Source organism: Nonomuraea sp. CA-141351, from assembly GCF_050944675.1.
GTDB lineage: Bacteria > Actinomycetota > Actinomycetes > Streptosporangiales > Streptosporangiaceae > Nonomuraea.
In genome coordinates, this window is the sequence record NZ_CP191982.1 from 6720003 (window position 1) to 6743477 (window position 23475).

General features: G+C 70.2%; 20 protein-coding genes. 12 read left to right on the plus strand and 8 right to left on the minus strand.

From position 1 onward, the window contains the following. Window positions 1-63: 63 nt before the first annotated feature. Window positions 64-798, minus strand: coding sequence for a GntR family transcriptional regulator (locus ACQPWU_RS31895; RefSeq protein ID WP_433428159.1), 735 nt, complete (start codon window positions 796-798; stop codon window positions 64-66). A gap of 144 nt (window positions 799-942) precedes the next feature. Here ACQPWU_RS31895 and ACQPWU_RS31900 point away from each other — a divergent pair, with 144 nt between their 5' ends. The 5 genes from ACQPWU_RS31900 (at window position 943) to ACQPWU_RS31920 (ending at window position 8737) form a co-directional block, all read left to right on the plus strand. Further along, a complete protein-coding gene (locus tag ACQPWU_RS31900; protein ID WP_433428161.1) occupies window positions 943-3831 on the plus strand; it encodes a hypothetical protein in 2889 nt (962 codons plus the stop codon). A gap of 45 nt (window positions 3832-3876) precedes the next feature. Next, entirely contained in the window at window positions 3877-4893 is a 1017-nt protein-coding gene (locus tag ACQPWU_RS31905; RefSeq protein WP_433428164.1) for an aminotransferase class V-fold PLP-dependent enzyme, read from the plus strand. 237 nt (window positions 4894-5130) lie between these two features. Beyond that, window positions 5131-6951: a rhamnogalacturonan lyase gene (locus tag ACQPWU_RS31910; protein ID WP_433428166.1), complete on the plus strand. Its 1821-nt coding sequence runs from the start codon at window positions 5131-5133 to the stop codon at window positions 6949-6951. A gap of 186 nt (window positions 6952-7137) precedes the next feature. After that, window positions 7138-7590, plus strand: a complete 453-nt coding sequence (locus ACQPWU_RS31915) for a DUF6623 family protein (RefSeq protein ID WP_360700896.1) — start codon at window positions 7138-7140, stop codon at window positions 7588-7590. Between the two features lie 199 nt (window positions 7591-7789). Next, window positions 7790-8737 (plus strand): DUF5829 family protein, encoded by a 948-nt coding sequence (locus ACQPWU_RS31920; protein WP_433428169.1) that lies wholly within the window; start codon window positions 7790-7792, stop codon window positions 8735-8737. A gap of 97 nt (window positions 8738-8834) precedes the next feature. On the opposite strand, the gene ACQPWU_RS31925 is transcribed toward ACQPWU_RS31920, so the two are convergent. Continuing rightward, complete coding sequence (locus tag ACQPWU_RS31925) at window positions 8835-9827, minus strand: GlxA family transcriptional regulator (RefSeq protein WP_433428171.1); 993 nt, start codon at window positions 9825-9827, stop codon at window positions 8835-8837. A gap of 71 nt (window positions 9828-9898) precedes the next feature. Here ACQPWU_RS31925 and ACQPWU_RS31930 point away from each other — a divergent pair, with 71 nt between their 5' ends. Continuing rightward, window positions 9899-10546: an HD domain-containing protein gene (locus ACQPWU_RS31930; protein ID WP_433428173.1), complete on the plus strand. Its 648-nt coding sequence runs from the start codon at window positions 9899-9901 to the stop codon at window positions 10544-10546. 80 nt (window positions 10547-10626) lie between these two features. Here ACQPWU_RS31930 and ACQPWU_RS31935 read toward each other — a convergent pair whose 3' ends face one another. Both ACQPWU_RS31935 and ACQPWU_RS31940 read right to left on the minus strand, forming a co-directional pair. Next, complete coding sequence (locus ACQPWU_RS31935) at window positions 10627-11013, minus strand: VOC family protein (protein ID WP_433428175.1); 387 nt, start codon at window positions 11011-11013, stop codon at window positions 10627-10629. After that, window positions 11010-11297, minus strand: a complete 288-nt coding sequence (locus tag ACQPWU_RS31940; protein ID WP_433428176.1) for an ArsR/SmtB family transcription factor — start codon at window positions 11295-11297, stop codon at window positions 11010-11012. The genes ACQPWU_RS31935 and ACQPWU_RS31940 overlap by 4 nt, the downstream gene beginning before the upstream one ends. 141 nt (window positions 11298-11438) lie before the next feature. Here ACQPWU_RS31940 and ACQPWU_RS31945 point away from each other — a divergent pair, with 141 nt between their 5' ends. The 5 genes from ACQPWU_RS31945 to ACQPWU_RS31965 all read left to right on the plus strand — a co-directional run bounded on the left by ACQPWU_RS31945 (window position 11439) and on the right by ACQPWU_RS31965 (window position 17341). Then, the gene (locus ACQPWU_RS31945) at window positions 11439-11825 is read left to right on the plus strand and encodes a VOC family protein (RefSeq protein ID WP_433428179.1); all 387 of its coding nucleotides are present in this window, start codon (window positions 11439-11441) and stop codon (window positions 11823-11825) included. Between the two features lie 107 nt (window positions 11826-11932). Continuing rightward, window positions 11933-12688 (plus strand): hypothetical protein, encoded by a 756-nt coding sequence (locus ACQPWU_RS31950; protein WP_433428181.1) that lies wholly within the window; start codon window positions 11933-11935, stop codon window positions 12686-12688. A 140-nt stretch (window positions 12689-12828) separates the two neighbouring features. Next, on the plus strand, window positions 12829-14154 hold the full coding sequence (locus ACQPWU_RS31955; protein ID WP_433428184.1) for a sensor histidine kinase: 1326 nt from the start codon (window positions 12829-12831) through the stop codon (window positions 14152-14154). 44 nt (window positions 14155-14198) lie between these two features. Beyond that, window positions 14199-14975, plus strand: a complete 777-nt coding sequence (locus tag ACQPWU_RS31960; RefSeq protein WP_433428186.1) for a beta-phosphoglucomutase family hydrolase — start codon at window positions 14199-14201, stop codon at window positions 14973-14975. Then, the gene (locus ACQPWU_RS31965; RefSeq protein ID WP_433428188.1) at window positions 14972-17341 is read left to right on the plus strand and encodes a glycoside hydrolase family 65 protein; all 2370 of its coding nucleotides are present in this window, start codon (window positions 14972-14974) and stop codon (window positions 17339-17341) included. The genes ACQPWU_RS31960 and ACQPWU_RS31965 overlap by 4 nt, the downstream gene beginning before the upstream one ends. A gap of 43 nt (window positions 17342-17384) precedes the next feature. Here ACQPWU_RS31965 and ACQPWU_RS31970 read toward each other — a convergent pair whose 3' ends face one another. The 4 genes from ACQPWU_RS31970 to ACQPWU_RS31985 form a co-directional block, all read right to left on the minus strand. Further along, a complete protein-coding gene (locus ACQPWU_RS31970; protein WP_433428190.1) occupies window positions 17385-18554 on the minus strand; it encodes a zinc-dependent alcohol dehydrogenase in 1170 nt (389 codons plus the stop codon). Then, window positions 18551-19453, minus strand: a complete 903-nt coding sequence (locus ACQPWU_RS31975) for an SRPBCC family protein (RefSeq protein ID WP_433428193.1) — start codon at window positions 19451-19453, stop codon at window positions 18551-18553. The genes ACQPWU_RS31970 and ACQPWU_RS31975 overlap by 4 nt, the downstream gene beginning before the upstream one ends. Window positions 19454-19605: 152 nt before the next feature. Continuing rightward, a complete protein-coding gene (locus tag ACQPWU_RS31980) occupies window positions 19606-20979 on the minus strand; it encodes an ATP-binding protein (protein ID WP_433428197.1) in 1374 nt (457 codons plus the stop codon). A gap of 107 nt (window positions 20980-21086) precedes the next feature. After that, window positions 21087-21950: an LLM class F420-dependent oxidoreductase gene (locus ACQPWU_RS31985; protein ID WP_433428199.1), complete on the minus strand. Its 864-nt coding sequence runs from the start codon at window positions 21948-21950 to the stop codon at window positions 21087-21089. A gap of 290 nt (window positions 21951-22240) precedes the next feature. On the opposite strand from ACQPWU_RS31985, the gene ACQPWU_RS31990 reads away from it, so the two are divergent. Continuing rightward, the gene (locus ACQPWU_RS31990) at window positions 22241-23371 is read left to right on the plus strand and encodes an FAD-dependent monooxygenase (protein WP_433445341.1); all 1131 of its coding nucleotides are present in this window, start codon (window positions 22241-22243) and stop codon (window positions 23369-23371) included. Window positions 23372-23475: the final 104 nt, after the last annotated feature.

Below are 23475 nucleotides of genomic sequence, written 5' to 3' on the forward strand. Positions count from 1 at the left end.
CCTGTTTTCGGCATGGCGAGGCCGCGGCCCCGGCTCGCGGGCCTGTTTGTCCAGGAGATGGGTTCAGCTGTGGTCGGACGAGCCGCTCAGGTCGGTCTCCACGTAGAAGCGCTCGTCCCCGGGCGGCACGATCATTTCGAGGAGCTCGGCGATCTCGCCGCGCCTGGTCCACGTCTCGCGCGTCCAGCGGAAGACGGGTGTCCCGGCGGCCAGGTCGAACAGCTTCGCCTCGGGCTCTCCGAGGACGTACGGCTCCACGTACAGCCTCGCCCGCACCAGCTCGACCCCGCGGTCGCGCAGGTAGGCGTGGGTGGTGAGCGGCTCCAGCGGCTGGTCGAGCAGGTCGGGGGCCAGCCGGAAGGGCAGCACGTGCAGCTCGGTGTTCATCACGTGGCCGTCGGCGCCCATTTTGTGGCGCTCCATCTGGATGACCGCCTCCTCGTCGGGGACGCCGGGCAGCCGCAGCCGCGCCGCCCGCGCGGGCAGCACCTGCGCGGAGACCACCCGATGGTCCCCGTGCGTCTCCGGCCCCTGGATCAGCAGGCCGGTGAAGCGGAGGAGGTTGTGCTGGCCGACGGCCTGCGCGACGAAGCTGCCGCGTTTGCGGAAGCGGACGATGAGACCGGCGTCGGCGAGGTCGCGCAGGGCTCGCTGCACGGTGATGCGCGAGACCTCGAACTCCTTGCAGAGCTCCACCTCGGTGGGGATCCGGGTGCCCGGCCCCCACTGGCCGCTGCGGATACGTGCCTCCAGCACCCTGCGGATCTGCACATGGAGCAGTAGGTCACGTTCTGACATGCCAAAATACTCGTTGCGGTCTTTAGTTATGTCAATAGGTGATTAGACATAACTTATTGGTCTCGGCCCTGGTGAGGACGCTTCCAGGGCAACTACCCGAATTCCGGTTGCCCGGCGGCAGCGGCGCCCCGAATCATGGGAGCTGTGGTGCGGCTTGCGTACGGGGTGGTGACGGGGCGCGACCAGCGGGTCTGGGACGCGCGAGGCTGTCTGCTGCCTGACGATCACGCCGAGACCGGCGCCCCCGTCGTGCTCGGCCCCCGGCACGACGCGGCCGATCCGCGGGCCGCCGTCGCCGAGCTGGGCCGGCTGGTCGCGAGCGGCGGTGTGGTGGCGGCGGGGGCCGGGGTCGAGCTGTGCCCCGGGTTCGTGTCCGCCCGGCTGGACGGCGTCCGGGGCGACAGGCGCGACGCCGTGCTGGCCGCGGTACAGGCGCTGGAGCTGGAGGGCCTGCACCGGCTGGGCGACAGGGCGGGGGTGCTGGTGGCGCTGTTCGGCGCGGAGGCCACCAAGCCGGTCGCCGCCGCGGCGGGCCGGGCGATCGCCGACGGCCGGTGGGCGGCCCTGCGACTCGCGTCGGCGGCCAGCGGCCTCCTGGGCGCCGAGCAGGTCGAACGCCTGCTCCACCTGGGCACCGAGCAGGCCGCACGCCTGCCGCACCTGGACGTGTCCGATCCGGCGCCGGGGCCCGCCGCCTCCACCATGGCCGAGCACCTCGGCCGCGTGCTCGGCGCGTACCCGCAGCGGCGGCGGCTCGGCCTCCTCCTCGACCTGTGGAAGCGGGTGGCGGCCCGCCAGGAGGCGGGCAGGCGGAAGGAGCGGCGGCTGGCCACCCAGGGCAAGCAGAGCAGGCTGGAAGAGCTGACCGCCCGCTACGCGCACCACGAGAACGAGTACCTGCTGGAGCGCGTCCGCTTGGACGTGGGTCACGAGCCGTCGCTGGTGGAGGCGGCCCGCTGGTTCCCGAAGCCGTACCACTGGACGATGTTCATGAGCCGCGCGATGCACAACGCCATGGCCGCCACCGTGCTCCTGCGTACCGCGATGGCCGTGGCCGACCACGGCGTCCGGGACGGCATCGCCCGCTGCGCCGGCCAGCTCTCCGCGGCCGCCGCGCTCATGGATCCCCACGAGGCGGGCGCCGCGGCGCGCCGGGTCCCCGGGCTCGCCGGGCTCCCCGCCCGTCCGGGGTGCTATGTCAGGGACTTGGCCGCGCGGCTGAAGGCCCCCTCGGAGCCGTACGTGATGCAGCGGCTGGCCAGGGCCGGCGAGTACGCCATGGTCGTCATGGACGCCGTCAACGAGCTGCTCGACGAGGCAGGCGAGCAGCTGAGCGGCTGGTCGATCGGTGGCCTGCGGGAGTGGCGCGCCGCCGTCGGGCACACCGCGCAGCGCCCTCCCGCCGCATGGGCCCAGCCGCCGGTCGCCACCGAACGACGCCCGCTCGACGAGAGGCTGGCCGCTCAGCCCGGTGTGCCGCCGGAAGAGGAGGAGACGGCCGGCGACCTGCTCTGGTTCGCCGACCTGGCCGACGCCCTCGCCCAGCTGAACGGCCACGAGAAGGCCGCCATCGACTACGGCCACATCCACCCGTACGCCGACTGGGAGCCCGACCCGGACGAGCCGTCACTGGATTCGATCCCCGCGGCCCTCGCCGGCGCCGCGCAGCTGGTCTCGCTGGGCGGGGAGCCGCCCCGGCAGTGCCGCGACTGGGCGGAGCTGACCGCCGGGCTGACCCGTAGCGTGGAGGTAACGGAGGCGTTCACGACGGTGTTCCGGCTGCCGGCGCCGCTGGCGGCGGAGGACGGCACGATCGTCCCCGGTACGGACGTGCGCGTGGAATGGGCGCGCGACCCGCGCACGCTCGCCCGGTGGTCGGCGTACATGGGCAACTGCATCGCCGGCCCCTACTACGTCGAGCAGGCCGCGAAGGGCACGTGCGCGCTGGCCGCGCTGCGCGGCCCGAACGGACGGATCGTGGCGAATCTGGAGATCCGGCACCGGCGGCAGGGCTGGCAGATCGTCGAGTTCAAGGCCAGGTTCAACGCCGAGCCCGACCCAGGGCTGAGCGATGGCGTGGCGGGCTGGCTGGCGGCTCTCCCGTCGCCTCCGCTCCTCGAGGCGCCCGCGCGCGAGCGCCCGCCCGTCGCGCCGCCCCGCCGCCGCCTCGATCGGGTGTTCCGCGAGGTGAGCGAGCCGCTGGCGGAGCTCGCCGGCCGCGCCCTGGCCCACTCCGAGACCGTGACGGCCCTGCACGTCCTGGACGCCATGAACGCCGCCCGGGCCGGCGCGGGAAAGCGCGGCTCATGGCAGGGTGCTTCGAGTGCTTCGGGAGTGGGCGGTGCGCGGGCTGCGGAGGGCGAGCGCCACGGCCTGCCGGCCGTGGACGCGTTGACGGCGCTGCGCAGGCTCTCGGGCGACCGGATCGAGCGCGCCTGCCTCGACGCGCTCCCTGTGACGGGCCTGCCGGAGCTGTGGCGGGCCACCGGGGTGCGCCCGCTGGCCCGCGCCCTCGCCGGCCTCGGCCCCGAACTGGCCGCACGGTACGACCACCTCGGTCTCCTGCCGGCCGACGCGCCGCTGCCGGGTTCGCTGCGCAAGCTGGCGCGCCATGGGGCCATTGCCCAGGCCCGCTCGATGGAGCTGGTGGCACGCAGGATCCGGGCCGCGCTCGGCCGCCTCGCCCGCGCCGGCGACCCCGTGCTCGCGCAGCACCTCGCCCGCCGCCCGGACACCGACGTGCTCTGCGCGCTCGTTCTGGCGATCACCTCCTGGCCGGACGCCGCGCCGCCGACGGCGCCGGTGACCGCGCCCGGCGAGATCACCGTGCCCGGCTTCCCGCGCTCGGATCTGCAGGACCCCGGCGGGCCATGGCAGCGCGCGATGCCCGGGGCCGCGGAGCTGGGCGCCGACCTCGAAGCGTTCTGGGAGCGGGTGGCCGCGCAGGGGCTCCGGGCCCCGGCCACGTGGCTGGGCAACGGCGGCTGGCCCGCGCTGTGGCAGCGCGCACATCGCCCGCGCCGAGCGCCCTGAAAGGCTGCCGCACACCGCCCGCACCGAGCGCCATAAGCTGATCACATGGACATCGCCTCGGCGGGCATGCTCTGGGACGCCGCCCCCGGCTGGCTCAACACCGCCTCCTACGGCCTGCCCCCTCGCCACGCCTTCGAAGAGCTCCAGGCCGTCCTGACCGACTGGCGGCACGGCAGCAGCGACTGGAAACCGTGGGACGCCTCCGTGGGCCGTTCCCGCGAAGCCTTCGCCCGCCTCATCGGCGCCCCGGCCGGCGATGTCAGCGTCAGCTCCACCGTCTCCCAGATCATGTCCACCGTGGCCACGGCGCTCCCGCCGGGCGCACGCGTCGTGGTGCCGGAGATCGAGTTCACCAGCAACCTGTTCCCGTGGGCGGTGGCCGCAGAGGTCGAGACCGTACCCGCCGAACGGCTGGCCGACGCGATCGACGGCTCCACCGCCGCGGTCGCCTTCAGCCTCGTCCAGTCCGCCACCGGCCACGTCGCGCCGCTCCAGGACATCATCGAGGCCGCCCGTGCCCATGACGTGCTCGTCATCGCCGACGGCTCCCAGGCCTGCGGCTGGCTGCCCGTCGGCGTCGAGGGCATCGACGCGCTGGCCTGCGCCGCGTACAAGTGGCTGATGGCGCCGCGCGGGGCCGCGTTCGGCTATCTGTCGCCCGGCCTGCGCGAGCGCATGCGTCCGCTGGCCGCCAACTGGTACGGCGGCGCCGACGAGGGCGGCTCCTACTACGGCCCGCCGCTGCGGCTGGCGCCGGACGCGCGGGCGTTCGACCTGTCGCCGGCCTGGTTCTCGTACGTCGGCGCCGCCCCGGCCATCGAGCTGCTCAACGAGCTCGGCATCGAGCGGATCCGGGATCACAATGTCGCCCTCGCCAACCGGTTCAGGACCGGGCTCGGCCTGGAGCCGTCCGGCACCGCCATCGTCTCCGTGGACGCCCCGGGCGAGCGGCTGGCGGCGGCCGGGATCCGCGCGGCCGTCCGCGCCGGAAAGGTGCGCGCCAGTTTCCACGTCTACAACACCGCCGACGACGTCGATCGCGCGCTGGACGCCCTGACCTGACTCCGGGGGCTTGCGGGTGTTGGAGGCGGAGGCTTTAATACCGCGCGGCGCGGGGCAAGCCGCCCCTGCCGCCGACGAGGAGAGACCCGTGACCGTTCCCGCAGTTCAAGCCCTCACCACGGAAATCCTCCTTTTCGGCATTTCCGTGTTAGCGCTAACCCCCGGCCGGAGCCCGCGATGAAACTTTCTTTTTTTCGGGGCATCGGGAAAGCGCTTACCGCGAAGGGAGTCAGAAACGTGCGTTTACGACTGGCCGGCATGGTGGCGGTCCTCGCCCTGGCGATCGGCGGCGTCCCCGCCCAGGCCGCACCGCCCACGAAGCAGATGGAGGACCTTGACCGCGGTCTGATCAGCGTCCGGTCGGGATCGGGCAACCTCGTGTCCTGGCGGCTGCTCGGCACGGACCCCGACGGTGTGGCCTTCAACGTGTACCGGGGCTCCACCAGGGTCACCTCGAACCTCACCAGTTCCACCAACTACCTCGACAACGGCGCGGCCGCCGACGCCTCGTACACGGTCAGGGCGGTGGTCGGCGGGGCCGAGCAGGCCGCCTCGCCCGCCTCGCTCCGCTTCACCGGCGGCTCCTACCTCGACGTGCCGGTCCAGCCGCCGTCCGGCGGCACCACCCCGGACGGCGTCGCCTACACCTACAGCGCCAACGACGCCGGCGTCGGCGACGTGGACGGCGACGGCCGGTACGAGATCGTGCTCAAGTGGGACCCGTCCAACTCCAAGGACAACTCCCAGTCCGGCTACACCGGCAACGTGTACGTGGACGCGTACCGACTGGACGGCACCCGCCTGTGGCGCATCGACCTGGGCCGCAACATCCGCGCGGGCGCCCACTACACCCAGTTCCAGGTCTACGACTACGACGGCGACGGCCGGGCCGAGGTCGCGATGAAGACCGCCGACGGCACGAGGGACGGCCAGGGCACGGTCATCGGCAGCGCGTCGGCCGACTACCGCAACTCCAGCGGGTACGTCCTGTCCGGCCCCGAGTACCTGACCATGTTCAACGGCCAGACCGGCGCCGCGATGTCCACGGTCAACTACGACCCGCCCCGCGGCACCGTCTCCTCCTGGGGCGACTCGTACGGCAACCGGGTGGACCGGTTCCTGGCCGGGACGGCGTACCTGGACGGGGAGCGCCCGTCGCTGATCATGGCGCGCGGCTACTACACCCGCTCCGTGATCGCCGCCTGGGACTTCCGCAACGGCACGCTCACCAAGCGCTGGACGTTCGACAGCAACTCGGCCGGCTCGCAGTGGACCGGCCAGGGCAGTCACAGCCTGTCCGTCGGCGACATCGACCAGGACGGCAGGGACGAGATCGTGTACGGCGCCATGGCCGTCAACGACAACGGCACCGGCATGTGGACCACGGGCACCGGCCACGGCGACGCCCAGCACCTGGGCGACTTCGACCCGGCCAGGCCGGGCCTGGAGTACTTCAAGGTGAGCGAGTCGGGCTCACAACCCTCCTCGCTCTACATCGACCCGCACAACGGCCAGATCCTCTGGTCCACCCCGGCCAACGGCGACAACGGCCGCGGCGTGGCCGGCGACATCTCGACGGTCAGGATCGCCAGTGAGTTCTGGTCCGCCGCCGACACCAACCTGCGCAGCGTCACCGGCAACAACGCCGGCCGCGAACCGTCCTCGGTCAACTTCCTGATCTGGTGGGACGCCGACCCGCTCAGGGAGTTGCTCGACCAGACGCGGATCGACAAGTACGGCACCAGCTCCGACACCCGCCTGCTGACCGCCTCAGGCGTGCACTCCAACAACGGCACCAAGGCCACCCCGTCGCTGTCGGCGGACCTGTTCGGCGACTGGCGCGAGGAGGTCATCTGGCCCACGAGCGACAACCGGGCCCTGCGGATCTACGCCACGACCACGCCGACCGACCGGCGCATCTACACCCTGATGCACGACCCGCTCTACCGGGTGTCCGTCGCCTGGCAGAACACGGCCTACAACCAGCCACCGCACACCAGCTTCTTCATCGGTGACGGCATGCCCACGCCACCCAGGCCGAACATCTACGTGAGGTGATCTCGGCCGCCTCGCGAAGGTGGCCCCGCGGTTCTCCTCGCGGGGCCACCTCAGCGCGTCGGGAGGCGCGTCGCCTCACAAGTCTCAAAGACGCTTGGCCTGCATCTGAGTAGTGGGTACTCACGACAGTCCGCGAGCTGTAGCCGAATCTGAAGGAGCCTTAGCCTCGGACCGGAAGGAACAGCCATGGCAGAGAAGTTGTACGCGTCCTGGGCGTCGGGATACACGGCATTCCCCGAGACCGCCAATCTGCGAACGCTCCGCCAGGGTTTCGGGGTGACCTTCACGATCCCGGCCGGCCGGGCCGAATGGATCCACCTGCCGATCCCCACGCCGGTCATCATGGAGAACGACCGCGCCACCCTTGACAAGGTGCTGGTCCTGTTCCACGCACGTCAGAACAGCGAGATCATAGAGGTGCACGTCTTCGACGGACCGCGCCGTATCTCGAGGTTCTCGGAAATGCGCCTTTCAGGCGATCACTCGCAAGGAGTCGATGCCAGGAACGTCTTCTCCGTCCGCCAGGCCGACATCGCATTCGGGATCGGCGTCACCTTGCGCGTCAACAACATCTCGGCCTCCAGCGACAGCGAGTTCTTCATCAGCAGCTTCGGCGGAGACTTCTTCCACAACGTTTGAACCCCGCGCGCGACACCGCCGAGTGGGGTGTCGCGCGCGGCTCTGACCCGCCTGGTACGGAGGGGACGCAGACCGTCGTCGGACCGGCCGGAGCGACGTGACAGGCTCGCCACATCGCCGCTATGAGATCGCCACATTGGCTGTATGGTCATGTCAAAACGATAGTGAAGGTGATCATTTTCGCTCTAAGATCACTTCCATGCTGATTCGCCGGACATTACGGATGATCACCGTCCTCACCGCGACCTGCACCGTCGCGCTCACCGGAGCGATCGCGGGCGGTGTGGGGACAGCGCAGGCCGACCAGGCTCAGGCGTCGTCCCAGAAGCAGTTGCTGTTCTACAACCACGCTTACAGCGTCGTCGACCGGGAGACGGCCGACGTCATCGAGAACTCCGCCTACCTGCGGGAGTTCGCCAACTTCGAGGTCCGCACCACGACCGGTGGCGGACTGACCTGGAAGGGCCGCTACCTCAAGGGCCGCGAGACCTACATCGAGCTGTTCGGCGAGGGCGACCTGCCCGGCCAGGACGCCCTCTACGGCTCCGCCGGGCTGGGCGTGTCGACCGAGCGCTCCGGTGACCTGGCCAAGGTGACCACGCAGCTGGCCGCCCTGGGCATCAGCGACCCGGCCGAGTACCGCCAGACGCGGGACTTCGGCGACGGCGTCCCGATCCCGTGGTTCGACACGATCCGCACCACCGCCGCCCAGTACGAGGCCTTCGACCCGTGGGCGATGGAGTACTTCCCGGAGTACTTCGCCGACCCGCGCAGCCAGACCGAGCCGGCGAGCTACACCGGGGACGTCAGCCGCGAGCGCTATCTGCCCGACGCCTACGCCGACCATCTGATGCGTGACATCACCTACATCCGCATCGGCGTCACCGCGCGCGACCTCGCCAACACGGTCCCGCTGCTCAAGGCGGGCGGATTCGACGTCACGACCACGGGCGGCGGCGTCATCGCGATGGGCGGCGGCACCACCATCCAGCTCGACTCCGTTGCGCGTGAGCAGGCGGGCCTGAAGCAGGTCAGCATGTCGCTCAACCGCTCCGTGGCGACTCGGCACGAGGAGCGGATCGGACGTTCGACGCTTGCCGTCGGCCCGGGCGCCCGCGCCGACTGGACGTTCGACGCCCCGCGGTAAAGCCCCGTAGCACCTCCCCCACGCGCCCGGCCGGCGACGACGTCGATCGTCGCCGGCCGGGCGTGGTTCGGGGGCGCACGGCTGCCATGGGCGCCGGTCACCGGCCCGCAGTGGAGGTGCGGTGCCGGCTGCCGGTGGCGGGGTGGAACGTGTCGCGGTAGACGCTGGGCGGGACGCCGACGTGCTCTTTGAACAGGGTGCGGAAGTTGGCCGGGGTGCCGAGGCCGCAACGCCGCGCCACGCCTTCCACCGTGAGGTCGGTGAACTCCAGCAGTTCCCGCGCGTGGCTGAGCCTGGCCTCCAGGAGCCACCGCATGGGCGGCCGCCCGGTCTCGGCGTTGAAGCGGCGGATGAGAGTCCGCCGGGACATACCGGCCTGCTGCGCCAATTGGTCCACGGTGAGTGGCTGGTGCAGGTTGAGCAGTGCCCACTCGTACAGCAGCGTCAGACCTCCGGAACGTTCGGGCCGTACGGGCAGGTCGATGTACTGGGCCTGGCCGCCGGCGCGGTGAGGGGCGGTGACGAGCATGCGGGCCCGTTGGTTCGCCGCGCGGGCCCCGAAATCACGGCGGATGAGATGCAGGCACAGATCCAGTCCTGCGGCGACTCCGGCCGAGGTCAGAACCTCGCCCTCGTCGACGTACAGCACCTTCGGCTCCACCCTGACCCGGGGATACTGGCCGGCCAGCGATGCCGCTTGCTGCCAGTGCGTGGTGGCACGCCGCCCGTCGAGCAGGCCGGCCGCGGCGAGGACGAACGCGCCTGTGCAGATGGACACCATGCGGGCACCCCGGGCTGCCGACGCCGCCAGCGCGTCGCGGACCGCGACGGAGGGCGGACCCGGGTCGGCCTGACCGGGGACGATGACGGTATCGGCGGACTCCAGACAGTCCAGCCCGTACTCGACGGATACCGCTGGACCGCCGTGCACGGGGACGGGTCCCGGCCTTTCGGCGCACACCGTCAGCCTGTACGGCCCGTCCTGCCAGCTGCCGAAGACCTGCAGGGGAATCCCGAGGTCCAGCGCGAGAACGTTCGGGAGAACCAGCACGACCACATGATGCGAAACGCCGGAAATCCGACCAGGCATGGCACGATCCTATCGACAAGCGGCACCTGCGCCACTGACGGTTCCTGCGCGCCTCCCCCTACGGTCGCACCATGAACACTTCCCACAGCATCCCGGCACTGCCCGACAGTCCTGTGGCCCGCCACGCCGTCGAGTACGTCCGGTCATGCGAGAGCGAACCCGTCGCCAACCACAGCATCCGCAGCTACCTGTTCGCCGCCCTGCTCGCCGAGCACGAGGGGCTGAAGGCCGGCACCGACTTCGACGCCGACCTGCTCTTCCACGCCTGCATCCTGCACGACCTCGGCACCTCGCCGTCGGCCCCCGGCAAGCAGCGCTTCGAGATCGAAGGCGCCGACATGGCCGCCGGGTTCCTCACCGGGCACGGCTACGGCACGCGCGAGACAGACGCGGTCTGGGAGGCGATAGCGCTGCACACCTCGCCCGGTATCGCCGAGCGTCGAGGCGTGCTGGCCTACCTCACCCGCGGCGGTGTGGGCGCCGATTTCGGAATCGGGGTCGAATTCGTGACCGACGCGCAGGGCGAGGCCGTCCACCTGCGCTACCCCAGGCTGAACATCGTCACCGCCCTGGTCGACGACATCGTCCGGCACGCCGCACGCGCCCCGCAAGCCGCTGCCCGCTACACCCCCGCCTACGAACTCACCCGAGAACGAGGGGAACTCGGCACCCCGACGACTCTGGAACTCGCGGCGAACGCCTCACGCTGGGGAGCGTGAGCAGGCCGCCGGTTGATGGCATCGGCGTCATCGTCGGTGAGCCGGCAGTGGACGATGCGGCCGGCGGAGGGCACTTGGCGCTAGGCCGGGGTCACGATCTGGATCAGGTTCCCGCAGGTGTCGTCGAAGACCGCCATGGTCACCGCCCCCGCCGCCATCGGCTCCTGCGTGAACGTCACGCCCAGCCCGCGAAGCCGCTCGTACTCCGCCTGCACGTCCGCGACCTGGAACGAGGCGGCCGGAATGCCGTCGGCGACCAGTGCCTTCTTGTACGGCTTGACCGCGGGGTGCCCGTCCGGCTCCAGCAGCAACTCCGTGCCCTCGGGGTCCTCCGGTGAGACGACCGTCAGCCACCGTGGCCCGCCCAGCGGGATGTCGTGTTTCTTGGTGAAGCCGAGCACCTCGGTGTAGAAGTCGAGGGCCTTCTGCTGGTCGTCCACGAACACGCTGGTGACGTAGATCTTCACGGTTCCTGTCCTTTCCTGGTGACCGGCCACCGCTCGAAGATGGCGGCCAGCGGAGTGGTGTCGAGGTGGTGGAACTTGTACCGCCCCTGCCTGCGCGTCGTGATCAGCCCGGCCTCCTCCAGCACCGCCAGATGCTGGGATACGGCCTGCCGGGTCAGGCTCAGCTGATGTCGACTCGTCAGGCGGACACAGATCTCGAACAAGGTCTGGCCGTCGCGCTCGGTCAGCTCGTCGAGAATGGTCCGCCGGGTGGGGTCGGCGAGTGCCTTGAAGACATCGCCCATGCGGCGATGATAGGCAAGCGATCACTTGCCTGTCAAAGGAAGACCGCCGGGGCGTCGGCGATCGCCCATCTGGAGGCCGCCGTGGCTCGGGGCGCAGCCTCGGGCGCGTTCATGCCCGTCCGGCGGGGAACAGGTCCAGACATGGAGGTGCTGAGTAGCCGGGTGCTGCTGCGTCCGAAGGATCTCGCGCGCAGCCTCCGCTTCTACGGCGAGACGCTCGGCCTGGCCGTCTATCGGGAGTTCGGCGCCGTCGATCAGCCCGGCGTGGTCTTCTTCCTGGGTCAGGGGTTCCTGGAGCTCTCGGGACACTCCGACGATGAGGCCGGCCCGGGGCTGACACTCTGGCTACAGGTACGCGATGTGGCGCGGGAGGAGAAACTGCTCCGGGAGGCGGGGGTCACGGTGGTACGCGAGGCGCGCATGGAGCCGTGGGGCCTCATCGAGCTGTGGATCGAGGATCCCGACGGGCATCGGATCGTCCTGGTGCAGGTCCCGTCCGGACACCCGCTGCGCCGTGATCCACGCTGACAAGCCGCAGCTCTGTGATGATCGCCTGAGAATCCCCCTGGTGGGGGAGCACTTTCACTCCTGGGGAGGAGATCGCGGCAGGGCGCCGGAAATTAGCGTGGCCGGCTATGAGATCACGTGTACGACCGGCGCTGGTGGTCGCGGGCTCGGCGGGAGCGGCCGTGCTCGTGCTGGTGGCGCCGGGAAACCTGGTGATGCGGCTGGCGTTCGGCAAGCTCGGCGACCCCGCGCTCGCCTGGCAACTCCTGCTCACCGCGATGGGGCTGCTCCTCGCCCTCGCCACCGTCCGCTACGGCGCGCGCACCGCCGCGCGCCCGCCCGAGCGGCGGGCCGACGGGACGGTGCGGCCCGCGCGCTGGGCAGGCGTGGTGACCTGGGTGGCGGCCGGCGTGCCGGTGCTGGGCTTCTCGGTTCCGCACCTGCTGTGGGGGCTGGGTGTGCCGTTCGGTGTGGCGCCGGACTCCGTTCCCGGGCTGGCGGCGCTGCGCGGCTCGGCGGTGTTCTGGGGGCTGCTCGTCGCCGGGCCGCTGGCCGGGGCCTTCCTGACGCTGGGGCTGATCAGCCGGTGGGGGCAGGTCGTGCCGGGGTGGGTGCCGCTGGCGGGCGGCCGGCGGGTGCCGCCCGGCCTCGCCGTGGTTCCGGCGGTGGTGGTCGGCCTGCTGGTCGGCCAGTACGGCGCGATGATGACGAAATGCCTGGCCTTCGGCATCACCCGCACATGCGCGCCGGACGGGGGCACCCAGGTGCTCGACGGCAGCTGGGGGTTCGCGGGGACTTATCCGGTCTTCCTGCTGTGGGGGGTGGCGCTGCTCGGCGCCGCCGCCGGCTACCTGCACACCTCGCGTCGGGAAGAGCCGGTCTGACCATTCCGGCGGTGTTTGCCCTCTTGTGGTGATGAATCTCCTTTTGGCTGGTGAAGGGAGGGAATTGGAGACAGGGGGCCTCTCGCAGGGGGGCGGTGACGGAGATGGGTTTGTGGCATGGGTATTCCATCAGGTCCCGTTTGACGTTGGCGGCCACCGCCACCATGGCGGTGGTGTGCGTCGTCGGCGTCGTGTTGGCTCTGGCCGGACTGCGACAGCAGATGGCGGACTACCGGCGGGACACCCTGATCGCCGAGGCGGTGCGCGTCAGCGACAACGTCCGGCTGAACGGCGCCCCGCACATCCTGTCCGGCGGGGTGAGCGAGGTCGCCCAGTTGTTCGACGCGAAAGGAAAACTGATCGCGTCCAGCCCGAACCTCAAGGGCACGTCCAAGCCCCTGCTGGCGGACTCCGCCACGGACTCGGCGAATTACACGTCCCGGGAGCGGTGTGACCTGCCCGCCTTCCGGGGCCAGTGCATGATCGTGCTGAGGTTCCCCATCCCCCTCAACGAGGGCACCTGGATGCTGTACGCGGCCACCCCGGCCCCTGCCTGGTACAGCCAGCCGGCGCAGCTGACAGCGCTCATCGGCGGCGCGCTCCTGCTCGTGGCGATGACCGCGATCGGCACCTATCTCATCGTGAGCAGGACGCTCGCCCCCGTGGCGGCGATCAGCGCCCAGCTCGCCAAGATCACCAAGAGCGATCTGACCTACCGGGTGCCGATACCCAAGTACGACGACGAACTGCACGAACTCGCGCAGGTCACGAACCGCACGCTGGACCGGGCGCAGGCCGCGGTCGAGCAGCAGCTCAGATTCGCCTCCGACGCCTCCCACGATCTCCGCAGCCCGCTCACCGCGATGCGCGCGCAACTGGAGCAGGCGATGATGTACCCCAACGAGACCGACTGGCCCAAGACGGCCGGCATGCTGCTCGGCAGCGTCGAACGCCAGCAGGACCTGGTCGCCGATCTGCTGCAGATGTCCCGGCTGGACGCCGGCCGCGGCGCCCCCCACGACGTCGTCAATCTGAGCGATCTCGTGCAGGACGAACTCGACCGGCGGCCTCGCGGCGTCGATGTGGTCCGCCGCCTCACCCCCGGTGTCATCGTCAAGGGAGAGCGCATCGGCCTGGCCCGGCTGCTGACCAACCTGCTCGACAACGCCGAGCGTCACGCCTGCTCCACCGTCACCGTCACCGTCGGCCGCGAGCCCGGCACGGCCGTCCTGGAGGTGGCCGACGACGGGGAGGGCATCCCCGCTCACCTACGGGAAACGGTCTTCCAGCGGTTCGTCCGCCTGAACGCCTCGCGCGTCAAAGATCCCGGCGGCACCGGCCTCGGCCTGCCGATCGCCCGCCAGATCGCCCAGGCCCACCGCGGCTCCCTCACCATCGAGGACAGCCCGCGGGGCGCACGTTTCGTCCTGCGCCTGCCCCTTGGCGAGGCGGAGACCCCCCGGTGAGAAGCAGCGGATGCGGGGTAGTCGCAGGTGAGGATACGGAACAGGTGCGGATCGGAGGGCTGATGCTCGGGCTGCCTGATGGTGTCCGCGGGTGTCTCTTCGACATGGACGGCGTGCTCACGCGCACCGCGACGATCCACGCCGCCGCGTGGAAGTCGATGTTCGACGAGTTCCTGCGGCAATGGGCCGACCGGACGGGGGAACCGTTCGTGCCGTTCGACGCGACCGCCGACTACGACCGCTACGTCGACGGCAAGGAGCGGCTGGACGGCACGAGGAGCTTCCTTGAGGCGCGCGGGATCAGCCTGCCCGAAGGGTCGCCTGACGATCCGCAGGACGCGCTGACCGTGCACGCGCTGAGCAACCGGAAGAACGCGCTCGTTCAGACGGTCATCGACAGGGACGGCGTGGAGACGTTCCCCGGCTCTGTCCGATATGTACTGGCCGCGCGGGACGCGGGACTGCGCAGGGCCGTCGTTTCGTCGAGCGCCAACACCGCCCGGGTCCTGTCAGCCGCCGGTCTCACCGAACATTTCGAGGCGTGCGTCGACGGGGTGGTGGCCCGGCAGCGGGATCTCGCCGGCAAGCCGGCCCCGGACATGTACCTCGCGGGCGCCGAGGCGCTCGGGCTGAAGCCGTCGGAGGCGGCGGTGTTCGAGGACGCGCTGGCCGGGGTGGCGGCGGGCCGGGCGGGGCGGTTCGCCTTCGTCGTCGGCGTCGACCGGGCCGGGCAGGCGGACGCGTTGCGCGAGCACGGCGCCGACATCGTGGTGAACGACCTCGCCGAACTGCTGGAACCACGCGACGAGGTGGCGCGATGATCCAACACCCGGCATTCGCGGTCGAGCCGTGGTCGGTGCGGGAGTGCCGGCTCGACCTGGACGTGCTGGCGCAGACCGAGTCGGTGTTCGCGTTGTCCAACGGGCACATCGGTCTGCGCGGCAACCTCGAGGAGGGCGAGCCGTACGGGGAGCCGGGCACCTACCTCGACGGGTTCTATGAGGTGAGGCCGCTGCCGTACGCCGAGTCGGCCTACGGCTATCCGGAGTCGGGGCAGACGGTGGTGAACGTCACCAACGGCAAGGTGATCCGGCTGCTGGTGGACGACGAGCCGTTCGACGTGCGGTACGGCACGCTGCACGAGCACGAGCGGGCGCTGGACCTGCGCGCGGGGACGCTCACCCGCAGAGTCCTCTGGAGCTCCCCGACCGGAGGCAAGGTGCGGCTCACCACCACGCGGCTGGTGTCCTTCACCCACCGTGCGGTGGCCGCGATCCTGTACGAGGTCGAAGCCGTCGAGCAGCCCCGGAATGTGGTCGTGCAGTCGGAGCTCGTCGCCAACGAGACCCGGCAGTACATGGGGGCCGACCCGCGTACGGCCGCCCCTCTGGAGTCGCCGCTGATCCTCGAGGAGAACATCCCGGCCACGGACGGCCTGGCGATCATGGTTCATCACACCCGGGCCAGCGGCCTGCGAGTGGGCGCCGCCATGTGCCACGAGATCGACGGGCCTGATGACACACAGATCGATGCGCAGGCAAGCGGCGATGTCAGCCGGGTGACGGTCGCCACCCGCCTTACTCCAGGCCGGCGGTTGCGGCTGGTCAAGTTCTTCTCCTACGGCTGGTCGGCCCGGCGTTCGCGGCCCGCCATGCACGACCAGGTCGTCGCGGCGCTGGCGGCCGCCCGGCTGGTCGGCTGGGACGGGCTGTGCTCGGATCAGCGGCAGTTCCTCGACAGGTTCTGGGAGGGCGCGGACGTAGAGGTCGAGGGCGACGCCGAGGTGCAGCAGGCCATACGTTTCGCGATGTTCCACCTGCTGCAGTCGGCCGCGCGTCTGGAGGACCGCCCCATCCCGGCCAAAGGGCTGACCGGCTCGGGCTATGACGGTCATGCCTTCTGGGACACCGAGATCTTCGTGCTGCCCGTGCTCACCTACACGTACCCGCGGGCCGTCGCGGACGCGCTGTCGTGGCGGAAGTCGACCCTGCCGCTGGCGGAGGCGCGCGCCACGCAGCTCGGGCTCTCCGGGACCACTTTCCCCTGGCGGACGATCAACGGCGAGGAGTGCTCCAGCTACTGGCCCGCCGGGACCGCGGCGTTCCACATCAACGCCGACATCGCCCATGCGGTCACGCAGTACGTCGACGCCACCGGGGACACGGCGTTCGAGCGCGACACCGGCCTGCCGCTGCTGTCCGGGACGGCCCGGCTGTGGTGCGCCCTCGGCCATCACGACACCGACGGGCGGTACCGCATCAACGGCGTGACCGGGCCCGACGAGTACAGCGCCGTCGCCGACAACAACATCTACACCAACCTGATGGCCCAGCAGAACCTGCGTGAGGCGGCCGAGGTCGCCGCCCGCCATCCCGACCTGGCGGCACGTCTCGAGATCACCGAAGAGGAGACCACGAGGTGGCGGGACGGGGCGAACGCGATGGCCGTCCCTTATGACGAGCGGCTGGGCGTGCACCCGCAGAGCGAGGGGTTCACCCGGCACGCGTTCTGGAATTTCGCCGCAACCAAGCCGGACCAGTACCCGCTGCTCCTGCATTTCCCCTATTTCGACCTCTACCGCCAGCAGGTCGTCAAGCAGGCGGACCTCGTGCTGGCGCTGCACCTGCGAGGCGACGCGTTCACGCCCGAGCAGAAGGCCCGCGACTTCGCCTACTACGAGGCGCTGACGGTTCGCGACTCGTCGTTGTCCGCCTGCACCCAGGCGGTGATCGCCGCCGAGGTGGGGCAGCTGGAGCTCGCCGATCGGTACCTCGGCGAGGCGGCCATGATGGACCTGGCGGACCTGGAGAGGAACACCATCGACGGGCTCCACATGGCCTCGCTGGCCGGGGTGTGGATCTCCCTCGTCGCGGGATTCGGCGGGATGCGCGTCGGCCAGGGCCGGATGTGCTTCGCCCCGAAGCTGCCGCCGGGCATCACCCGGCTGGCCTTCCGGCTGCGCTACCGCGGCAGCCTGCTGCACGTCAGCGTCACGAACGGGACGACGAGCTACCGGCTGCTGGACGGCCCGCCGATCACGTTGACCCACCACGGCGAGCCGTTCCCGCTGCACGCGGAGCCCGTCACCCTGCCGAACCCGCCGACCCCGGTGCCGGAGCAGCGCCTCCACCAGCCACCCGGCCGCGAGCCCGCCCCCCGCCGCCCGGCGGCGGACGACGGTTCCTGAGCGCAGGGCGGCCACCCGGTTCGCGGTGGCCGCCCTGCGCGACTCAGGGGGTCAGGACGACTTTGTTGCAGTCGTCCCGCTTGTTCTTGAACAGCTCGAAGCCGTGCGGCGCCTCGCTGAGCGGCATCCGGTGCGAGATGACGAAGCTCGGGTCGATCTCGCCGGCGCGGATCCTGTCCAGCAGGGGCCGCAGGTAGCGCTGGACGTGGCACTGGCCGGTGCGCAGCGTCAGCGACCGGTTCATCAGCGAGCCCATCGGGAACTTGTCCAGCAGCCCGCCGTAAACGCCGATGACGGACACCACGCCGCCGTTACGGCAGGCCAGGATGGCCTCGCGCAGCACGTACGGACGATCCGTCTCCATCCGCATGGCCTGCTTGAGACGGTCGAAGCCGTACAGGGTGGGGGTCGGGTGGTGGGCCTCCATGCCGACGGCGTCGATGCAGGCGTCGGGCCCGAGCCCGCCCGTCATGTCGCGCAGCGCGTCCAGCACGTCCACTTCCTCGTAGTTGAGCGTGTACGCGCCCGCGCGCCGGGCGTACTCCAGCCGGTACGGATAGCGGTCGATGCAGATGACCTTGCCCGCGCCGAGCATGTAGGCGCTGGCCACGGCGAACTGCCCGACCGGCCCCGCGCCCCAGACCGCGACCGTCTGCCCCGGCTTGATGTCGCACATTTCCGCGCCCATGTAGCCGGTCGGCAGGATGTCGGACAGGAACAGCACCTTCTCGTCCGGCAGGTCGTCCTCGATCTTGATCGGTCCCACGTCGGCGAACGGCACGCGCACGTACTCGGCCTGACCGCCGGCGAAGCCGCCGAGCATGTGCGAGTAGCCGAAGATGCCCGCCGGCGCGTGCCCCATCAGCTTCTCGGCCATGCCCGCGTTGGGGTTGGAGTTCTCGCAGATCGAATACAGGCCCTCCTCGCAGGCGAAGCAGCGGCCGCATGCGATCGGGAACGGCACGACCACCCGGTCGCCTGGACGCAGGTTCGCCACCTCGGGGCCGACCTCCACGACCTCGCCCATGAACTCGTGGCCGAGGACGTCGCCCTTCTTCACCGTCGGGATGTAGCCGTCGAGGAGATGCAGGTCGGAGCCGCAGATGGCGGTCGAGGTGACGCGGACGACGGCGTCGTGCGCGTTGAGGATCCGCGGCTCGGGCACGTCCAGCACCTCGAGGGTGTTGCGTCCCATCCAGCAGTTGGCCTTCATGACCGTCCTCCCACCGGCTGGGCGGGGCGCTGCCTGAGCTGGCGCAGCAGCCGGATGCCCTCCGGGCTGGCCTCGGAGAGCAGCACTTCTCCCGTCTCCAGGATCTGCTTGAAGCGGCGCAGGTCGTCACGGACCTGCTGCTCCGGGTATGCGCCGAACATCCTGGCGACGGAGGTGCCGAGAGCGCGGCCGCGGCCGCGGTACTCCAGCGTGACGTGCACCATCGTGCCGCGCCCTGCGGGGGCGTCGGTGAAACTGACCGCGCCGGTCGTGGTGACCTTGGAGCCGCGCACCGATCCCCAGGCGATCAGCTCACCGGCCCGCTCGTCCAGGATCTCCGCCTCCCACTCCACGTCCGCCGTCGGGATCATGGCCCGCCACCGCGAGTGGCGCTCGCCCATGGTCCGTACGGACTCGAGGTGCAGCATGAACGCTGGCAGGTTCTCGAAGTCGCGCCAGAAGGCGTAGACCTCCTCGCGTGGCCGGTTGACGGTGATCGAGGCCTGCAGCCTCATCGGCCGCCTGACGCCGAGGCCGGAGGAGTACAGGGCGATGGCCAGGTCCAGGACCGTGATGCCGGTCACGGCAGCCGTCGCCGCGGCCACCCGCCGGCGCCTGCGGCCCGACCGGCTCGCCATCGCCCTGCCCAGCAGGGTCAGGTCCAGCGCGTCGCCCGCGACCCGGCTCCAGGTCCACGGACCTGGCCGGCGGCTGCCCAGCAGCGCAGCGGCATGCATCAACTCCCGCGTGCCGATCATCCGCGTCACCGTTCCGGCGAGGCGGGAGTCGTCGACGCCGCTGAGGCGGCTGACCGTGCGTGGCGCGGCCAGCTGCGCCGCGCCCAGCGCCAGGCTGACCCAGCCCAGCGCGCGGGCCAGTGTGTCGGATTTCCTGCTCATGCGTCCCCTCACATGACTGGTCGAGATTCGTGCCGGACAAGCGGCGGACGTCTCAAGGCCATGAAGGTTTCGCGTGGCGCGATCAGCTCGTGCCGGACTCCCCCGCGCTCCGGCCAGTACCCCAATGACCTGCCATGACACCAAGCGGTCACCTAGCAGAGCGGGAGGCGGAGCACGAACCGGGTGCCGTGGGGGCTGTCCTCGATCTGAAGGCTGCCGTGGTGCGCCTCGGCGATCTGCCGGGCGATCGGCAGGCCCAGTCCGGTGCCTCCGGCGTCCCTGTCACGGGCGGTGTCCAGCCGGGTGAAGCGCTGGAAGACCAGCTCGCGCTTGTCCGGGTCGATCCCCGGCCCGTCGTCGACCACTTCCAGCATCGCGATGCCGTACGGGAAGCGCTGGGCGTCACGCTTGGGGCTGGGCGCCTGCCGTACGCGGAAGGCGATGGTGCTGGCGGCATGCCGCTCGGCGTTGTCGATCAGGTTGGTGAGCAGGCGCGACAGCTGAAACCGGTCGCCGGTCACCACTACACCGGGCTCGAGCGCGTACTCGAACCGCTTGTTCGGCTTCGGGCGCCTCTCGCACTCCGAGATCACGAATTCGGCCAGGTCGATCGGCTCGCGTTCGACCTCTCTGCCCGCCTCCAGCCGTGCGATGGTCAGCAGGTCGCCCACGATCGCCTCGAGCCGGCCCACACTGCTCAGCACGGTGTTACCCAGCGTGGGCACGCTGGTCTCCTCCGGCGCGTGCAGGGCGTCCTCGACCTCGGCTCGTATCGCGGCGAGGGGGGTACGCAGCTCGTGGGAGGCGTCCGAGGTGAAATGGCGCTGCTGTTTCATCGCGGCCTCCAGCCGGGCCAGCGTCCGGTTGACGCTGTCGGCCAGGTCATGGATCTCATCCTGGCTCCGCGGAAGGGGTACCCGCCGGTCGGGACAGATTTCAGTGATCTTGTCGAGTTCCTTTCGGACGGCGTTCACCGGCCTGAGGGCCTCGGTGACGATCCGATGGCCGATCATGGTGATGGCCACGGCCATCAACGCGGTGGCGCCGATCACCGTCCCGGCCAGCCACGGATCGACGTACAGAGGGACCGCGGGAGAGGAACTGTAAACGACCCAGTCGTCTCCCCCCCGGTACGCCGACTGCGCGACCACGAGGTTGCACTCGCCCGAGGGGAAGACCCCGCCGCATACGACCCCGGTGGAGATGTTCCTGCGGTCGGGGGTGAAGCCGGCCATGGCCGGCTTGCCCCGAAGTTGCGGCGTCGAGGCGACGACCTTCCTCGTGGAGTCGACGACCTGCAGGTTGCGGCCCTTGTGCGCGACCAGCGGCATGACCACCTGGTCGTGCTCCACCTCATGGGCCACGCGGCCCCCGGCGGCGGAGAGCTCTCCCCCGAGGTCTGCTGTGACGTACCGGTGGATCGCGATCATGACCGTCGCAGCCAGGAGCGCGGACAGCAGGGTCGCCACTACCCCGGTGAACAGCGTGATACGGGTTGTAATCGACCAACGTCGCTGCGTCTTCATGCGCCATCCCCTCACCCAGTCGAACACGCGGGCTGTAGCAGGCTGTGCACGAGGTGTTCGAGTAATGGCAAGGGGGGTTCCAAGACCTCGCCAAGTCTCGGGTGGGATCAGCGGCCGAGTGGGGTGATGGTGGTTATCCGCGCGGCGAGCTCGGTCAGGTGGGCCAGCCACGAGTCGTCGGAGGGATCGGGTACGGCGACGATGACGTGGTCGATGCCCAGGGCGGCCAGATCACCGCAGCGCTGGACGCTCTCCTCGACACTCTGGCCGTCGGGGATGCGCATGTGGAGGGTCTTCTCGATCTCCTCGTAGGGCCGTCGCAGCCGTTCGCAGTGGGCGCGCAGCACGCCGAGCTTGTGCCGCACGTCGGCGCCGTGCAGGAAGTTGCACGCGTCGGCGTACTGGGCGACGAGGCGCAGGGTCTTCTTCTCGCCGCTGCCGCCGATGAGGATGGGCGGGCTGGCCTGCGGCGCGTTCAGCGTGCGTTCCAGCCGGTAGTGCCTGCCGTGGTACGGCTTGTCCTGGCCGCTCCACATCTGCCGTGCGATCTGGAGCGTCTCCTCGAGTCGCTCGAACCGCTCGGCCAAGGGCGGGAAGCGGAGTCCGAGACCGCGGGCCTCGGGCTCGTACCAGCCGGCGCCGATGCCCAGGACGGCACGGCCGCCGGAGAGCGCGTCCAGAGTGCTGACCTGCTTGACCAGCAGGCCGGGCTCGCGGTAGACGGCGCCGGTCACGAGGGCGCCCAGGCTCACCCTGCTGGTGAGGGCCGCGGCGTAGGACAGCGCGCCGTACGCCTCCAGCATCGGATCCTCCACGGAGCCGAAGTTGGGGATCTGGAAGAAGTGGTCCATCACCCACAGGCTGCGCAATCCCGCCTGGTCGGCGCCTTGGGCGACGGCGGCGAACCTGCCGGCGATGGCGGCGTCGCCACCGGGCCAGGTGAAACGGGGGCAGGTCAGACCGAGATCCATGAGGACACTCCTTGATCGGGGTGGATGGGGGTGCCCGCCGCGGGCAGGCCGTCGCCGCGGCCGCGGGCATGAAAAAAACCCTCTCGCCTGGGCTGCACCCGAGGCGGAGAGGGCTCCGTAGAGGTCATTATCTCACGGCGGGCTTCATGACATGACATCCCCTTTACAGTGTAGATCATCAGCTTCTGCTACTCTGTGTAATATATTGATCGCATTGCGTAGCAGCGGGGGCTCTTGTGGAGATCGCGTGCGTCGGTGGCGGACCCGCCGGCCTGTACTTCTCGATCATGATGAAACGGGTGAACCCGTCCCATGACATCACCGTCTACGAACGCGACCCAGCCGGGTCGACATATGGCTGGGGCGTGACCTACTGGGATGAGCTCCACCAGAGTCTCCACCTTGCCGACCCCGAGTCCGCGCAGGTCATCAGCGAGAACTCGGTCCGCTGGGACAGCTGGATCGCGCACGTCCACCACCGCGCGACGGTCACAGTCACCCACGGCGAAGTAGGCTTCGGCATCGGCCGGCACCGGCTGCTCGACATCCTCGCCGAACGGGCCCGCTCCCTCGGCGTGCGGGTCGAGTACGAGCACGAGATCACCCACGAGGACGAGCTGGCCGACGCCGACCTCGTCGTCGCCGGCGACGGCATCAACAGCGTGCTGCGCGAGCGCCACGCCGGCCACTTCGGCACCGAGGTGACAGCCGGGCGAAACGCCTACATGTGGCTCGGCACCACCAAGGTCTTCGACTCCTTCACCTTCGCCTTCGTGGAGACCGAGCACGGCTGGATCTGGTGTTACGGCTACGGATTCAGCGAGGACCACAGCACCTGCGTCATCGAGTGCTCCCCGGAGACCTGGAGGGGACTCGGGCTCCACCAGACAAATGAGGCCGACAGCCTGGCCCTCCTGGAGAAGCTCTTCGCCGACGTACTGGGCGGGCACCCGCTCCTCGGCCGGGCGCAGGCCGACGGCAGCGCGCACTGGCTGAACTTCCGCACCCTGACCAACCGGACGTGGTACCGCGGCAACCTCGTCCTGCTCGGAGACGCCGCGCACACCACGCACTACTCCATCGGCGCGGGCACCGCCCTCGCACTGGGCGACGCCGCCCACCTGGTCCACGCACTGCACGGCGAAACCCAGCTCGAGTCCGCGCTCGCCCGCTACGACCACGAACGCAGAGCGGAGATCCGGGTCACCCAGAGAGCGGCCCGTTACAGCGCGCAGTGGTACGAGAACCTCCCCCGCTACATCGGCCTTCCACCGGAGCAGATGTTCGCGCTGCTCTGCGAGCGGCACTCGCGCGTGCTCCCGTACATGTCGCCGCGGTTGTACTACCAGATCGGCCACATGGTCGAGCGGATCTCGTTGCTTCCCATATTCCGGCGCCGACGCGACTCGAAGGCCACATGAACACCCAGGTGCATGCATAAGTTATATGCCTATGTGATATAAGTTCCTTATGTTTCCCGAGGCGAACGCTCCACGCACGAACGAGCTGGAGCTGGCAATCGGCC